At 75.4% G+C, this 14051-nt stretch carries 15 protein-coding genes; 8 read left to right on the forward strand and 7 right to left on the reverse strand.

The features are described 5' to 3' along the window. Positions 1 to 35: 35 nt before the first annotated feature. Positions 36 to 401: a hypothetical protein gene (locus tag AC5L34_RS17970; RefSeq protein ID WP_441176449.1), complete on the reverse strand. Its 366-nt coding sequence runs from the start codon at positions 399 to 401 to the stop codon at positions 36 to 38. Positions 402 to 491: 90 nt separating this feature from the next. Between AC5L34_RS17970 and AC5L34_RS17975 the strand changes: the two genes are divergently transcribed. Then, complete coding sequence (locus AC5L34_RS17975; RefSeq protein ID WP_441176448.1) at positions 492 to 1718, forward strand: cysteine desulfurase-like protein; 1227 nt, start codon at positions 492 to 494, stop codon at positions 1716 to 1718. After that, a complete protein-coding gene (locus AC5L34_RS17980) occupies positions 1715 to 2002 on the forward strand; it encodes a GNAT family N-acetyltransferase (RefSeq protein WP_101409155.1) in 288 nt (95 codons plus the stop codon). Before AC5L34_RS17975 ends, AC5L34_RS17980 begins: the two co-directional genes overlap by 4 nt. A gap of 89 nt (positions 2003 to 2091) precedes the next feature. On the opposite strand, the gene AC5L34_RS17985 is transcribed toward AC5L34_RS17980, so the two are convergent. Beyond that, entirely contained in the window at positions 2092 to 3588 is a 1497-nt protein-coding gene (locus AC5L34_RS17985; protein WP_494826024.1) for a glycoside hydrolase family 3 protein, read from the reverse strand. A gap of 178 nt (positions 3589 to 3766) precedes the next feature. Here AC5L34_RS17985 and AC5L34_RS17990 point away from each other — a divergent pair, with 178 nt between their 5' ends. The 4 genes from AC5L34_RS17990 (at position 3767) to AC5L34_RS18005 (ending at position 7390) form a co-directional block, all read left to right on the forward strand. Next, the gene (locus AC5L34_RS17990; RefSeq protein WP_255474757.1) at positions 3767 to 3889 is read left to right on the forward strand and encodes a hypothetical protein; all 123 of its coding nucleotides are present in this window, start codon (positions 3767 to 3769) and stop codon (positions 3887 to 3889) included. 94 nt (positions 3890 to 3983) lie between these two features. Further along, the gene (locus AC5L34_RS17995; protein WP_441176446.1) at positions 3984 to 4934 is read left to right on the forward strand and encodes a TIGR03557 family F420-dependent LLM class oxidoreductase; all 951 of its coding nucleotides are present in this window, start codon (positions 3984 to 3986) and stop codon (positions 4932 to 4934) included. Between the two features lie 254 nt (positions 4935 to 5188). Beyond that, entirely contained in the window at positions 5189 to 6820 is a 1632-nt protein-coding gene (locus tag AC5L34_RS18000) for a RecQ family ATP-dependent DNA helicase (RefSeq protein WP_494826025.1), read from the forward strand. A 66-nt stretch (positions 6821 to 6886) separates the two neighbouring features. Beyond that, complete coding sequence (locus tag AC5L34_RS18005; RefSeq protein ID WP_101409152.1) at positions 6887 to 7390, forward strand: hypothetical protein; 504 nt, start codon at positions 6887 to 6889, stop codon at positions 7388 to 7390. Between the two features lie 66 nt (positions 7391 to 7456). Here AC5L34_RS18005 and AC5L34_RS18010 read toward each other — a convergent pair whose 3' ends face one another. Further along, positions 7457 to 8230: an ABC transporter permease gene (locus AC5L34_RS18010; protein ID WP_494826027.1), complete on the reverse strand. Its 774-nt coding sequence runs from the start codon at positions 8228 to 8230 to the stop codon at positions 7457 to 7459. Then, positions 8223 to 9182: an ATP-binding cassette domain-containing protein gene (locus AC5L34_RS18015; protein WP_494826029.1), complete on the reverse strand. Its 960-nt coding sequence runs from the start codon at positions 9180 to 9182 to the stop codon at positions 8223 to 8225. The genes AC5L34_RS18010 and AC5L34_RS18015 overlap by 8 nt, the downstream gene beginning before the upstream one ends. Before the next feature lie 98 nt (positions 9183 to 9280). Here AC5L34_RS18015 and AC5L34_RS18020 point away from each other — a divergent pair, with 98 nt between their 5' ends. Together AC5L34_RS18020 and AC5L34_RS18025 are read left to right on the forward strand one after the other, a co-directional pair. Continuing rightward, positions 9281 to 10036: a TetR/AcrR family transcriptional regulator gene (locus tag AC5L34_RS18020; RefSeq protein WP_441176442.1), complete on the forward strand. Its 756-nt coding sequence runs from the start codon at positions 9281 to 9283 to the stop codon at positions 10034 to 10036. Positions 10037 to 10145: 109 nt separating this feature from the next. Continuing rightward, positions 10146 to 11183 carry an AraC-like ligand-binding domain-containing protein gene (locus AC5L34_RS18025; RefSeq protein WP_494826031.1) on the forward strand — a complete coding sequence of 346 codons (1038 nt, stop codon included), beginning with the start codon at positions 10146 to 10148 and terminating at the stop codon, positions 11181 to 11183. Positions 11184 to 11326: 143 nt separating this feature from the next. Here the strand turns inward: AC5L34_RS18025 and AC5L34_RS18030 are convergent, their stop codons facing one another. The 3 genes from AC5L34_RS18030 to AC5L34_RS18040 are packed head-to-tail and all read right to left on the reverse strand — an operon-like array spanning position 11327 to position 13945. Then, complete coding sequence (locus tag AC5L34_RS18030) at positions 11327 to 12310, reverse strand: DNA topoisomerase IB (RefSeq protein WP_494826033.1); 984 nt, start codon at positions 12308 to 12310, stop codon at positions 11327 to 11329. Next, a complete protein-coding gene (locus AC5L34_RS18035) occupies positions 12294 to 13247 on the reverse strand; it encodes a glycosyltransferase family 9 protein (RefSeq protein ID WP_441176439.1) in 954 nt (317 codons plus the stop codon). The genes AC5L34_RS18030 and AC5L34_RS18035 overlap by 17 nt, the downstream gene beginning before the upstream one ends. Then, positions 13244 to 13945, reverse strand: coding sequence for an SDR family oxidoreductase (locus AC5L34_RS18040; protein WP_363621676.1), 702 nt, complete (start codon positions 13943 to 13945; stop codon positions 13244 to 13246). The genes AC5L34_RS18035 and AC5L34_RS18040 overlap by 4 nt, the downstream gene beginning before the upstream one ends. Between the last annotated feature and the right edge of the window lie 106 nt (positions 13946 to 14051).

Below are 14051 nucleotides of genomic sequence, written 5' to 3' on the forward strand. Positions count from 1 at the left end.
ATTTCCAAACGTCGGCCACCGCCGCCCCGGCCAGGTCAGTTGCCGGGGTTCCTCGACACCCTGATCTTGACCTCCTGGTCGGTGACGCTGTCCAGCGTCACCGCGAAGCCGCCGACCTCGGTGGCCTGCTGGCCCGTCGTCAGCGACAGCTGCTCGCCGGCGACCTCGACGGTCACCTGGTCGTCCTGCGCGCCGATGAGCTTGGCCTCCACGCCGAGGATGGTGGCGCTGGCGTTCACGCCCCGGTCGAAGGTGACCGTGCAGGCGTCCAGGCCGCAGTCGGTGCTGGCGCCCTCGGAGCTGCAACCGGCGAGCACGGCGACGCCGAGCGCGAGGCCGGCCAGCAGGCCGGCGGCCCGGCGGGTGGGGGTCAGCGGGAAGGCAACACGTCGATTCGTCACCCCGCCAAGGGTACGAGACGCCGGCCACTGCGGCAGCGCGTGATCATCCGCCGAGGTGGGGGGCCCGCGGCGGGGCGTTAGGGTCCCGGCATGCCGTTCGACATCGCCCGCACCCGGGCCGCCTACCCCGCCCTCGCCGAGGGCTTCGTCCATCTCGACGGGGCCGGGGGCACCCAGACCGCCGCCGGAGTCGTCGACGCGGTCACCGCCGCCATGCGCGCGGCGGTGGGCAACCGCAGCGCCGCCTTCGCGCCCGGCCGGCGGTCGCTGGAGATGGTGGCCGCCGCCCGGTCGGCCGTGGCCGACCTGCTCGGCGCCGAGCCCGACGGGGTGGTGCTGGGCCCGAGCGCCACGGCGCTGACGTACACCCTGGCCCGGGCCCTGGGCGCCGGATGGGGGCCCGGCGACGAGGTCGTGGTCTCCCGGCTCGACCACGACGCGAACGTACGCCCCTGGGTGCAGGCCGCCGAGGCGGCCGGCGCGACGGTGCGCTGGGCCGAGTTCGACCGCGACACCGCGGAACTGCCGGCGGCCCGCTACGCGGAGCTGGTCGGCGAGCGCACCCGCCTGGTCGCGGTGACCGCGGGCAGCAACGCCACCGGCACCGTCCCGGACGTGGCGGCGATCGCCGCCACCGCGCACGCCGCCGGCGCGCTGGTCTGCGTCGACGGGGTGCACTCGGTGCCGCACGGCCCCACCGACCTCGCCGCGCTGGGCGCCGACTTCCTGGTCACCAGCGCCTACAAGTGGTCGGGGCCGCACCTGGCCGCGATGGTGGCCGCGCCCGCGACGTGGGAACGGCTGCGCCCGGCGAAGCTGCTGCCCTCCTCCGACGCGGTGCCGGACCGCTTCGAGTACGGCACCCCGAGCTTCCCCCTGCTGGCCGGCGTGGCCGCCGCCGTGGACCACCTGGCCGGGCTGGACCCGACGGCCACCGGCAGCCGGCGCGAACGGCTGCTCGCCGGGCTGGGCGCCGCGCAGGCGTACGAGGAGGCGCTGCTTCAGCGGCTGCTCGCCGGGCTGGCCGCGCTGCCCGGCGTCACGGTGCTCGGCGCTCCCGTCCGGCGCTGCCCGACGGTGTCCTTCCGGCTGGCCGGGCTCTCGCCGCAGCGGACCCAGGAGGAGCTGGGCGCGGCCGGGTTCTGTCTCTCCGCCGGCGACTACTACGCGTACGAGTACTTCCAGGCGATGGGGCTGCGCGACAGCGGCGGGGCGGTGCGGGCCAGCCTCTACCACTACAACACGGCAGACGAGGTGGACCGGTTGCTCGGCGAACTGGACCGCCTCGTCGCCGGCGGGGGCAGAATGGCCGGGTGAGCACCCTGGTCGAGGACAACCCCGCCAAGCACCGGTTCGAGATCCTGGTCGACGACGCGCTGGCCGGGTTCACCGCGTACCTGCCGCGCGGCGAGGTGCTGGTCTTCACCCACACCGAGATCGACCCGAGGTTCCAGAACATGGGCGTCGGCGCGGCCCTGGTCCGGGGCACCCTCGACCAGCTGCGCGAGCGCGGCACGACGGTGGTGCCGCGCTGCCCGTTCATGGCGGCCTTCATCGACCGCCACCTCGAGTACGCCGACCTGGTCACCCCCGAGCCGTAACCGGGGGCGCCGGGATGCTCCGGCGCCCCTCGACGGCGGGGGGGGACGCCGGGGCACCGCCGCAACGGTCCGAGCAGGCGCGGGAGCGGTCAGCGGCCCGCCAGCAGGCCGGCGGCGGCGTGGGCGGCCGCCCGGGTGGCGCCGTGGGTGGCGACGTGCACCGCCCCGGTGACCAGCTCGGGAACGCCCAGCTCGACCACGACCGCGTCCGGGCGGGCCGCCAGCGCACGGGTCACCGAGGCCCGCATCCAGTCGTGCCGGTGCAGGTCGCGGACCACCAGCACCACGCACCGGCCGGCCGCCCCGGCGGTCGGGTCGGCGGGCACGTCGGCCTCGGCGTAGCGGACGGTGGTGGTGCCGGCGAGCAGGTCGGCCAGCGGGGCGGCGAGTCCCCACGGGGTCTCCGGACCGATCGCGATGTTGCGCGGCGGCTCGAACTCGACCACGTGCGCGGGGCCGGCCAGCGGCAGGGCGGCGACGCCGGCGGGCGCGGTGGTGACCCGCAGCGCCCGGCGGGCGGCGGCCAGCCCGACGGCCGAACCGGCGGCGGTGGGGCGGGGCCGTGACGGCCGCTCGGCCCGGGCCGCGACGGTCCAGGCGGCGAGCTGCCCCACGCGCTTGGCCGCCTCGGTGAGCCGTTCCTCCGGCAGCTCGCCGGAGACGACCGCCGCGACGATGGCGTCGCGCAGCAGCCGGGCCGTCTCCTCGTCGGCGCGTTCCCCGCCCACGCAGATCGCGTCGGCGCCGGCCGCGAGGGCGCGTACCGCCGCGCCCGCGAAGCCGTACCGGTCGGCGACCGCCCGCATCTCCACCGCGTCGGTGACGACGACGCCGGAGAAGCCCAGCTCGTCGCGGAGCAGCCCGCCGAGGATCCGGTTGCTGAGGGTGGCCGGCAGCTCCGGGTCCAGCGCCGGCACCAGCAGGTGGCCGGTCATCACGGCCTGCACCCCGGCCGCCACGGCGGCCCGGAACGGGGCCAGCTCCACGGCGTCGAGGCGGGCCCGGTCGGCGGTGATGCGGGGCAGGTCGTGGTGCGAGTCGACCTTGGTGTCGCCGTGCCCGGGGAAGTGCTTGGCGCAGGCGGCGACCCCGCCCGCCTGGAGGCCGCGTACCCAGGCGGCGGTGTGCCGGGCGACCAGCGCGGGCTCGGCGCCGAAGGCGCGTACGCCGATGACCGGGTTGGCGGGGTTGGAGTTGACGTCGGCGTCGGGGGCGTAGTTGAGGGTGACGCCCAGCGCGGCGAGGTCGGCGCCCAGGTCGTGGGCGACCTCCTCGGTCAGGGCCGGGTCGTCCACCGCGCCGAGGGCGAAGTTGCCGGGCCGGGAGCTGCCCCGGGCGGACTCGATGCGGGTCACGTCGCCGGCCTCCTCGTCGATGGCGACGACGACGTCGGGGCGTTCGGCCCGCAGGGTGGCGGTGAGCGCGGCCACCTGCTCCGGATGGACCACGTTGCGGGCGAAGAGCACCACGGAGCCCAGGCCCTCGCCGAGCCAGCGGCAGATCCAGGGCGGCGGTGTGGTGCCGACGAACCCCGGTTGCAGGACGGCCGCGGCCAGGGCCGTCAGGCTCTCGTCGCGCCCGCTCACGCCGGCCCGCCCGCGTGGTGGCTGTTGTGTCGCTCGCTCATGCGGTCGTCGTACCCCCGTCTTCTCCGCGCCCGGCGGCCCGCCACCCGCGGCGGTGCTGACATGGTCACACCGCGCGAAAAAATAGTCAATAAACCTTACAGTTGCCGTCCGGCGCGGAGCTGGGGACAGTTCGGGGATGGATCCCCTGCTGCTGGCCGACGCGACGAGCCCGGCCGACATCCCCGGCGTACGCCTGCTCGGCCTGGTCGTCGGCGGCCTGCTGCTGCTCGCCGCGATCCGCGCGATGTTCCGGCGCTGAGGCCGCGCACCCGGCGCCGGCGCCCGGGGTTCGACGGCGGCCGTCGGGGTACCGCCTGCCTCGTTGGACCGGTAGGAGACCGCGAGGGGGAACGATGAGGATCGGCTACTTTCTGTCCACCGAGGAGTACACGCCGGCCGAGCTGCTCGAACAGGCGCGCGGCGCGGAGCGGGCCGGCTTCGAGGCGCTCTGGATCTCCGACCACTACCACCCGTGGACGGACGCGCAGGGCCAGAGCCCCTTCGTCTGGTCGGTCATCGGCGCGCTCAGCCAGGTCTGCCAGCTCCCGGTCACCACCGCCGTAACCTGCCCGACCGTGCGCATCCACCCGGCCGTCGTGGCGCAGGCGGCGGCCACCAGCGCGGTCATGCACTCCGGTCGGTTCGTGCTCGGCGTGGGCAGCGGCGAGGCGCTCAACGAGCACATCCTCGGCGACGCCTGGCCGCAGACCGACGTGCGGCTGGAGATGCTGGAGGAGGCCGTCGAGGTGATGCGCGAGCTGTGGCGGGGCGGCTTCGTCAACCACCACGGCAAGCACTACACCGTCGAGCACGCCCGGATCTACACGCTGCCCGAGACTCCCCCGTCGGTGTACGTCTCGGGCTTCGGCCCCAAGGCCGTCGACCTGGCCGCGCGCATCGGCGACGGCTTCGTCAACACCTCACCCGACGCCGGACTCGTCCGGCGGTTCCGGGAGAACGGCGGCGGCGACAAGCCGTGCCAGGCCGGCTTCAAGGCGGCGTACGCGTCGACCGAGGAGGAGGGCGTACGGATCGCGTACGAGCGCTGGCCCAACGCCGGGGTGCCGGGCGAGCTGTCCCAGGTGCTGCCCTCGCCGCGGCACTTCGAGCAGGCCGCCGAGCTGGTCCGGCCGGAGATGATGAAGGACGCGTTCGTCTGCGGGCGGGACACCGACGCGCACCTGGCGAAGATCGAGGAATACGCCGAGGCCGGCTTCGACGAGGTCTACGTGGCCAACACCGGCCCGAACTGGCAGGGCCTGCTCGACCTCTACCAGCGCGAGGTCTTCCCCCGCGTACGCTGACCGCGCCGGCCCCGGGCACCCCCGCCGGTGGGGGTGCCCGGGCTCAGCGCGAGCCCGGAGCCGGGCCGCGATGGAGGAGGCCATCCGCGGCTTCCTCGCCGAGATCGATCCCGCTACCGGCTACCTGGCGGATTGACGGCAACCGGCGGCATCACGAATGGTTCCCATCCCATCAGTTCTCCGCGCGCCGGGTCGCCGGCGTAACCCGAGCCGCCGGTTTCGCCGCTGAACACGTCGGGTACCTCCGGCCCTCGATGAAACTGTCCACGCACTCGACGACACTGCGCCGCGCGGCGAAGAGCCTCTTCGGCTGGACCGCACTGCGGCCCCACCAGCTGGCCGCCATGCGGGCGGTGATGAAGCGCCGTGACGCCCTGGTGGTGCTGCCCACCGGTGCCGGCAAGTCGGCGATCTACCAGATCCCGGCCAGCCTGATCCCCGGCCCGACCGTGGTGATCTCCCCGCTGCTCGCCCTCCAGCAGGACCAGATCGCGGCGCTCAACGAGCGGCAGCGGCCGGAACTGCGCGCCGTGCGGATCAGCTCGAACGAGTCGGCCGGCCAGCAGGCGGAGGCGATCGCCGAGATCCGCGACGGGCGGGCCGAGTTCCTCTTCATCACCCCGGAGCAGCTCGCCAACCCCGACCGGATGGCCGAGGTCAGGTCGCTGAAGCCGGCGCTGGTGGCGATCGACGAGGCGCACTGCATCTCGGCCTGGGGGCACGACTTCCGCCCCGACTACCTGGCGCTGGGGCACCTGATCGACGGCATCGGCCGGCCTCCGGTGGTGGCGCTGACGGCCACGGCCTCCCCGCCCGTACGCGACGACATCATCGCCCGGCTGCGGCTGACCGAGCCCGAGGTGGTGGTCTCCGGGCTGGACCGGCCGAACCTGTTCCTCGAGGTGGCGCACTGCCCGACGGAGGACTACCGGTGGCGGCGGCTGATCGCCCTGCTGCGCGACGACACCCGCCCCGGCATCATCTACGTGCCCACCCGGCGCTCCGCCGAGGAGCTGGCGGCCCGGCTCACCGACGCCGGCTCCCCGGCCCAGTACTACCACGGCGGGATGGCGGCCGGCGCCCGCGCCGAGCTGCACGAGGCGTTCCTCGCCGACCAGGTGCCGATCATGGTGGCCACCTCTGCGTTCGGCATGGGCATCGACAAGCCGAACATCGCCTGGGTGGTGCACATGGCGCTGCCGGACTCGCCCGACAGCTACTTCCAGGAGATCGGGCGGGCCGGCCGCGACGGCGCCCCGGCCCGGGTGCTGCTGCTGTGGCAGGCCGAGGACGTCGGGTTGCAACGCTTCTTCAGCGGCGGCCTGCCGGACCCCGACGAGCTGCGCGACCTGTCCGCGCTGCTGCGCAAGAAGGCGCGCAACAAGAAGGAGCTGCGCGAGGTCACCGGCCTGGGCCCGCGCAAGCTCGGCCAGTACCTGGCCCTGCTGGAGCAGGTGGGCGCGGCCGAGCCGAGGGCGAAGCAGCGTATCGGCGCGCCCCGCTACTCCCCCGCGCCCGTGGACGCCGCCGCGGCGGCCCTGGCGGAGGCCGAGCGGCAGCAGACCGTGACCCGTTCGCGTACGGACATGATGCGGGCGTTCGCCGAGACCACCGCCTGCCGGGGGCAGACGCTGCTGGCGTACTTCGGCGAGCAGATGACCGAGGTCTGCGGGCACTGCGACAACTGCCACGCCGGCACCAGCACCCCCGACGACGGCTCGGTGGGGCCCTTCCCCGTGCACAGCCAGGTCCGGCACCCGGAGTGGGGGCACGGCTTGGTGCTGAGCTACGAGGAGGACCGGATGACGGTTCTCTTCGACGAGGTGGGGTACAAGACGCTGTCCGTCAGCGTGGTGTCCGAACAGGGCCTGCTGACCCTCGACTAGCCTGAGCCGGGCTCCCCTGTCGGGGCCGCGGACGACGAGCGACATCAGTACGGAAGGAGCGTTGTCGTGATCGAGCAGCCGGCGTACACCGGGTTCGGTTTCTCCGACGAGGAGTGGGGGCTGCTGGTCGGCCTGCCGCAGTCGGTGCTGACCGCGGCGAGCGCCGCCGAGTCCGACGGCACCCGCCGCACCATGGCCGAGAACGCGGCCGGGCTGGAGACCATCGCCGCCGGCCGGGAGTCGGCCAGCCCGCTGGTCGCGGCCGTGGCCGGCGAGATCGTCTCGCGGGTCGGCGACCCGGAGGCGGGCGAGGAACTGCCGGTCATCGCGCCGTCCGACCCGCGCGCCTACCTGGAGGACGTGCTGGGCCGGGCCCGGGAGGCGGCGGTGCTGCTGGCCGCCCGGACCGACGAGGGCGAGGCCGGCGCGTACAAGCACTGGCTCGTGGACATCGCCGAGCAGGTGGTGGGCGCGGCGTCCAGCGGCGGCATCCTGGGCCTCGGCGGGGACGTGGTCAGCGACTCGGAGCGGCGCTTCCGCGACCGGCTCTCCCAGGTGCTCAACGACTGACGCGACGACGACGGCGGCACCGGACGAGGTCCGGTGCCGCCGTCGCGTACCCGGGGTGGCGCGCGGTCAGGCCACGCGGCGGCGGAACAGCACGGCGGTCAGCGGCACCGAGACGGCCAGGACGCCGAGGCACCAGGCCACCGCCAGGGTCGGGGCCGTGCCCGTCGGGGTGCCCAGCAGCAGGGCGCGCAGCGTCTCGATGACGGGCGTGACGGGCTGGTGGTCGGCGAAGCCGCGGATCCAGCTCGGCATCGTCTCCACCGGCACGAACGCGCTGCTCGGATAGGGCAGGAACATCGCCAGGAAGGTGAAGCCGCTGGCGGCCTCCGGGGTGCGGGCCAGCAGGCCGAACGCGGCCGACAGCCAGGACACGGCGAGCAGGAAGAGCAGCAGCACCCCGAACGCGGCCAGCCAGCGCAGCGGGTCCACGGCCGGCCGGAAGCCGATGGCGACGGCGAGGGCCAGCACCAGCACGGTGGAGACGGTGTTGCGGGCGATGCTGGCGGCGACGTGCCCGCCGAGGATCGCGGTGGCGCTGACGTCCATCGTGCGGAACCGCTCGATGATCCCGTTGGTCAGGTCGGTGGTCACGCTGACGGCGGTGCTCGCCGCGCCGAAGCTGGCGCAGAGCAGCAGGACGCCGGGCACCACGTAGGTGACGTAGCGGGTGCCGGTGTCGATCGCGCCGCCGAACAGGTAGACGAAGAGCAGCATCAGCAGCACCGGCAGCAGCAGCGACGTGAGCAGCGCGTCGACGTTGCGGCGGGACAGCCGCAGGCAGCGCGCCACCATGACGACGGCCTCGCCGGCGCGGGTCGGACGCAGGGTCAGCTCAGACACGGGCCACCTCCGGGTGGGCGGTCACCGGGTCGCCGGTGAGGGTGAGGAAGACGTCGTCCAGGGTCGCCTCGCGGACGATGAAGCGGGCGAGGCCCCGCCGGTCGGGGTCGGCATGGTCGAGCAGGTGGCGGATCTCCGCCGCGTCGCCGCCGGTGGTCACCGCCAGCTCCAGGCGGGCCGGGTCGCGGTGCGTGACCCGGTCGCCGAGCCGTTGTCCGGCGGCGGCGAAGCTCTGCGCGTCGCGCAGCGTCAGTTCCAGCCGGTGGGCGCCGAAGCGGCGCTTGAGGTCGGCCGCGCTCCCCTCGGCGGCGAGCCGGCCGCCGTGCAGCACGGCGATCCGGTCGGCGAGCCGGTCGGCCTCCTCCAGGTACTGCGTGGTGAGCAGCACCGTGCCCCCGGCCCCGGCCAGCTCGGCGACCACCTCCCACAGGCCCTGCCGGCTGCGCGGGTCGAGGCCGGTCGTCGGCTCGTCGAGGAAGATCACGGACGGCTCGCCGACCAGGCTGGCCGCGAGGTCGAGGCGGCGGCGCATCCCGCCGGAGTAGGTCACCACCCGACGGCCGCCGGCGGCGACCAGGTCGAAGCGCTCCAGCAGGTCGGCGGCCCGCCGCCGGGCGGCGGGCGGGGCCAGCCCGGCCAGCCGGGCCATCATGCGCAGGTTCTCCGCGCCCGTCTGCTGGTCGTCGAGCGCCGCGTGCTGGCCGGCGAGGCTGATCGCCCGCCGCACCCGGCGCCGGTCGCGGACCACGTCGTGGCCGTCCACCCGGGCCGCGCCCCCGTCGGGCGCGGTCAGCGTGGCCAGGATCCGTACTGTCGTGGTCTTGCCCGCCCCGTTGGGGCCGAGCAGGGCGTGCACGCTGCCCCGGGCCACCCGCATGGTCAGCCCGTCGAGCACCGCCACCCCGCCGTAGCGCTTGCACAGGTCGACGGTCTGCACCGCTGCTGTCTCCATCACCCCTCACCCTCCGCTTTCTGCGTACCACGTACGCTTTTCTGCGTAGACCATACGCAGAAGTTAGGATGGCGGTCAAACACGCACCGGGAGGTGGGATGAGCGACGCCGACGTCGAGCTGCCGGAGAGCATCGAGCTCGCCTGGGGCCTGCGGGAGCGCCCCGGCAAGGGCCCCCGGCGCAGCCTCACCATGGAGCAGGTGGTGGCCGCCGGCATCCGGGTGGCCGAGGCCGACGGGCTGGCGGCGGTGTCGATGAACCGGGTGGCCGGCGAGCTGGGCGTGGGGACCATGTCGCTCTACCGCTACGTCCCCGCCAAGACCGACCTGCTCGAACTCATGGCCGACGCCGGCTACGGGGACCCACCCGCGCCACGCGGCCCGGACGAGGGCTGGCGGCCGGCCCTCGCCCGCTGGGCGCACGCCAACGTCGCGGCGATCCACCGCCACCCGTGGATCCGGCAGGTCCCGATCGGCGGCCCGCCGATGGGCCCCAACGGGGTCCGCTGGATGGAGCAGGGGCTCGCCGCCCTGCGCGGCACCGGCCTGCGCGGCATCGAGCGGCTCTCGACGATCCTGCTGGTCAGCGGGTACGCCCGGTACTGGGCCACGCTCACCGCCGACCTCACCGAGGCGGCGGCGCGGGAGCAACTGAGCCCGGACGAGGTCGGCGCGCGGTACTGGCAGCAGCTCGAACGGCTGACCCGCAACGGACCGTACCCGGCGGTCCGGGAGTTGCTGGCGGACGCCGAGGACGAGCTGGACGAGGAGCTCGATGCGGAGTGGCGGTTCGGCCTCGACCGGATCCTCGACGGCGTCGAGGCGCTGATCCGCAGCCGGACGGCCACGCGCTGAGCCGGCCGGCGCGCCCCGGCCGCGTCGACGGGCGGGCCGGGAACGCCCTGGGCACACGGACGCCCACGATGGACAATGGCCACTCGAACGGCGCGAGGACGGGGAGCGGATGCTGCTGCGCAACACCGTCGACACGACTGCGGTGCCGGCGGCCGAACGCTTCGAGATGTGGCTCGACCTGGTGGCGCGTACGGCGTCGCCGCTGCGGATCCGCACCGAGCACGCGCACGACTTCGCCGCCCGGGCGGAGATCGTCGAGCTCGACCCGATCCGGGTGGTCAACTACCGGTATCCGTCCCTGGATGCCGTCGGGAGCTCCCGGCTGGTGCGCGAGTCGGCCCCGGAGATCTACACGCTGGCGCTCACCGTCGACGGCGACGGCGCGGCCAGCCAGGCCGGTCAGAGCAGCGTGCTGGGGCCGCGCGAGTTCATCTTCTACGACGGGTCACGGCCACACGGGGTACGGCACGTCGGCGACGACGGCGGCCGCAAGCCGGCCCGCTCGGTCGTGGCGATCATCCCGCACGCCGCCCTGCCGCTGTCGCCGGACCGGCTGGCGCCGCTGCTCGGCGGCCGGATGTCGGGCACCGAGGGGATCGGCGCGCTGCTGGCCCAGTTCCTCCTCCAGATCGCCCGCCACCCCGAGCAGTACCACGCCGCCGACGCCCCCCGCCTCGGCACCGTCGGGCTCGACCTGGTGTCCACCATGCTGGGTCGGCACCTGGTGGCCGAGGACGCGGTGCCGACGGAGGCCCGCCGGCGCGCCCTCGTCACCCAGATGCGGGCGTACATCCAGCGGCACCTCGGCGACGCGACGCTGAGCCCGCAGGTGGTGGCGGACGCCCACCACGTCTCGCTGCGTACCCTGCACCGGCTCTTCGAGGCCGAGGAGTCGACGGTCGCGTCGTACATCCGGGAGCTGCGGCTCGCACGGTGCCGGCACGACCTCGCCGACCCGGGCCTGCGCGGCCAGCCGGTCCAGGCGATCGGGGCCCGCTGGGGCTTTCCCGACAAGGCGCACTTCAGCCGGGCCTTCCGCAAGGCGCACGGCGTCGGGCCGCAGGCGTGGCGGGCCGGCCAGGCGCAGGACGCGGCACGGGAAGTCAACCCGGCGGCATCCACGGTCAACCCGGTCGCGGCAGACTGACGCCGAGATGGCCGATCCTCGCCCGCCACGGCACCGGCGGAGCGGGATCGCCAACGGGGGCCGCGGCGAGCCGCCCGCCGCCACGGGGGAGGCGGGCGGCCGCCCGGTGACCACCGGGGACGGCCCCCGCACCGACGGCCGGCTCAGGCGTCCTGGAGCAACTCGAGCACGATCCGCTCGGCCTTCTCGCGGGGCGTGGCGGGGTCGACCGGGGCGACCACGCCGTCGTGGAAGAGGTCGACCACGCGCGGGTCGACGTAGGACGTGCGCGCCACCGTCGGGGTGTTGCCGAGCAACTCCGCGACGTCGCGCATCACCGCCGCCACCGCCCGCCGGCCGGCGGTGGCCGAGCGCGGCGGGCCCACCGTCGCCAGCTCGGTCGCCGCCAGCACCGTGGCGTGCCAGGTCCGGAAGTCCTTCGCCGTCATCTCGCCGCCGCTGGCGTCGCGCAGGTACTCGTTGACCTCGTCGCTGCGCACGTCGCGCCAGTCCCCGCCGTCGCGGTAGCCGAACAGCCGGTCGGCCGAGCGCCGCCGACGGCGCAGGTTGACCAGCACCCGGCACAGCTCCGGGTCCTCGATGCGGCGCACCTGCTCGATGCCGCCCTTCGCGGGGAACTCGAAGACCACGCAGCCGCCCCGGGAGCGGGCGTGCTCGGGGCGCAGGGTCGACACCCCGAACGTCGGGTCGTCGCCGGCCGCGTACTGGTCGCTGCCGACGCGGAACATGCCCATGTCGAGCAGCCGGGTCACCGTCGCCAGCACCCGGTCGCGGTACAGGCCCCGGCCGGACAGGTCCCGCCCGACCCGCTCGCGCAGCACCGGCAGCCGGCGGGCCACCTCCAGCACGTGGTCGAACTTCGCCTCGTCGCGCTTCTCGCGCCACTTCGGGTGGTAGAGGTACTGCTTGCGCCCCGCCGCGTCGATGCCGGTGGCCTGGATGTGCCCGTTCGGGTACGGGCAGATCCACACGTCCCGCCAGGCGGGCGGGATCACCAGCTCGCGCAGCCGCCCCAGCTGGTCGGGGTCGCGCACCGACTGGCCGGACGGTTCGAGGAAGAGCCAGCCCCGGCCGCGCCGGCGTCGCCCGTACCCCGGCCTGCCCGGATCACTACGCCGCAACCGCACCGGACACCCGCACCGCCCGTTCCACCTCGTCCACGGCGGCCACCACCTCGTCGACCCCGATGGCCGCCAACGTCGGATGGCTTCCTACCCCCTCCCACCTGCGCCAACCCTGTCCGCCCGCCCACAGCGCCCGGTGCCGGGGCCGGCCCGGCGGCGGCCCCCACCGCGCCGGGGAGACCGGCCCGAAGAGCACCACCGACGGGGTGCGGTAGCCGGTCGCCAGGTGCGCCACGCCCGTGTCCCCGCTGACCACCAGCCGGGCGTACGCCACCAGCGCCGCCAGCCGGCCCAGGTCCGTCCGGCCGGCCAGCACCGCGTCGGCGGGCAGCCCCGCCCCCGCAGCGATCCGCTGCGCCGTCGCCCGCTCGTCGGGGCTGCCGGTGAGCACCACCCGGTGCCCCCGGGCGGCCAACTCCCGGGCCAGCGCGGCGAACCGCCCGGGCGGCCAGCGCTTGGCGGGGACCTTGGAGCCCGGGTGCAGCACGGTCACGCCGGTCGGAACGTCGCCGGGGGCCGGGCGCAACAGGTCCAGGTTGGTGCGGTCGGCGGGGATGCCGTACCAGTCGAGCAGCCGGCACCAGCGGTCGACCTCGTGTTCGTCGGCGCGCCAGTCGGGGCCGTCGCGGTGACCGGCCTCCGGGCTGGCGTAGGCGAGCAGCCGGCCCGGGTGGGTGCCCGCGAGCATCCGGTGCGACTCGGGGCCCCGCCCGTGCAGGTTGACGGCGACGCGCGGCGCCCGCAGGGCCGCACCGGGGCGGCCCAGCCCGTCCGTGGGCACCAGCCGGTCGACGCCGCCGACCAGCTCCACCAGCGGCGCCAGCCAGCCGGGCGCGGCGAGCACGAGCTCCCGGTCGGGATGGGCGGCGCGCAGGGCGCGCAGGGCCGGGGCGGCGGTGGCGAGGTCGCCGACGCCGAGGGCGCGCAGGACGAGGATCACGGGTACGAGGTCTCCTGGTCGGCGCAGACGACCATCTCGCGTACGGCGCAGCCGGCGGGTTGGGACAGCGCGAACATGACGGCGGCGGCGGTGTCGGCGGGGTCGTTCAGCACGGCGTCGGGACCGGGCTTGTACGCGGCGTCGCGCTCGTCGAAGAAGGCCGTGCGCATGCCGCCGGGCACGAGCAGCGTGACGCCGACCCTGCCGGCCAGCTCGGCGGCGAGGGCCCGGGTGAAGCCGACGACCCCGAACTTGGCCGCGCAGTACGCGGTCGCGTCGGCGACGGCCTTGACCCCCAGCGTGGAGGCGACGGTGACGACGCTGCCCCGGGAGGTCTCCAGGAACGGCAGGGCGGCCCGCACCACGGCCGCCGTGGCGAGCAGGTCCACGGCCACGATCCGGTCCCAGGTCTCGCCCGGCACGTCCGCCAGCTTTCCCGGCACGTCCATCCCCGCCGCGGTGACCACCGCGTCCAGCCCGCCCGAACGCTCGGCGAGCTGCCGGGTGGCGGCCTCGGCGGCGCGGGTGTCGGCCAGGTCGCACTCCACCCACGGCACCCCGTCGGCGGGCGCCTGGCGGTCCAGCACCAGCGGCCGACCGCCGGCGCGGGCGACGGCCGCGACCACGGCGGCGCCCAGCCCGCTCGATCCGCCGGTGACCAGCACGGTGCGCCCCGCGCCGGGCGAACCGGCGCTCATCGGGTGCCCTCCGCCGCGCCCGGTCCCGGGACGGGCCGGCCGGCCCGCGCCCGTGGGCGTTCGCCGCCGGAGGGCGCCGACCCGCCACCGGGGGCGGGGCCGGGTG

The organism is Micromonospora sp. ZG13, from assembly GCF_059359355.1.

Excerpts from the sequence above, each read along its gene's own strand:
- AC5L34_RS17975 (WP_441176448.1), top strand. The coding sequence starts at position 492 with ATGCCGTTCGACATCGCCCGCACCCGGGCCGCCTACCCCGCCCTCGCC.
- AC5L34_RS17990 (WP_255474757.1), top strand. The coding sequence starts at position 3,767 with ATGGATCCCCTGCTGCTGGCCGACGCGACGAGCCCGGCCGACATCCCC.
- AC5L34_RS17995 (WP_441176446.1), top strand. The coding sequence starts at position 3,984 with ATGAGGATCGGCTACTTTCTGTCCACCGAGGAGTACACGCCGGCCGAG.
- AC5L34_RS18000 (WP_494826025.1), top strand. The coding sequence starts at position 5,189 with ATGAAACTGTCCACGCACTCGACGACACTGCGCCGCGCGGCGAAGAGC.
- AC5L34_RS18015 (WP_494826029.1), bottom strand. The coding sequence starts at position 9,182 with ATGGAGACAGCAGCGGTGCAGACCGTCGACCTGTGCAAGCGCTACGGC.
- AC5L34_RS18020 (WP_441176442.1), top strand. The coding sequence starts at position 9,281 with ATGAGCGACGCCGACGTCGAGCTGCCGGAGAGCATCGAGCTCGCCTGG.
- AC5L34_RS18025 (WP_494826031.1), top strand. The coding sequence starts at position 10,146 with ATGCTGCTGCGCAACACCGTCGACACGACTGCGGTGCCGGCGGCCGAA.
- AC5L34_RS18040 (WP_363621676.1), bottom strand. The coding sequence starts at position 13,945 with ATGAGCGCCGGTTCGCCCGGCGCGGGGCGCACCGTGCTGGTCACCGGC.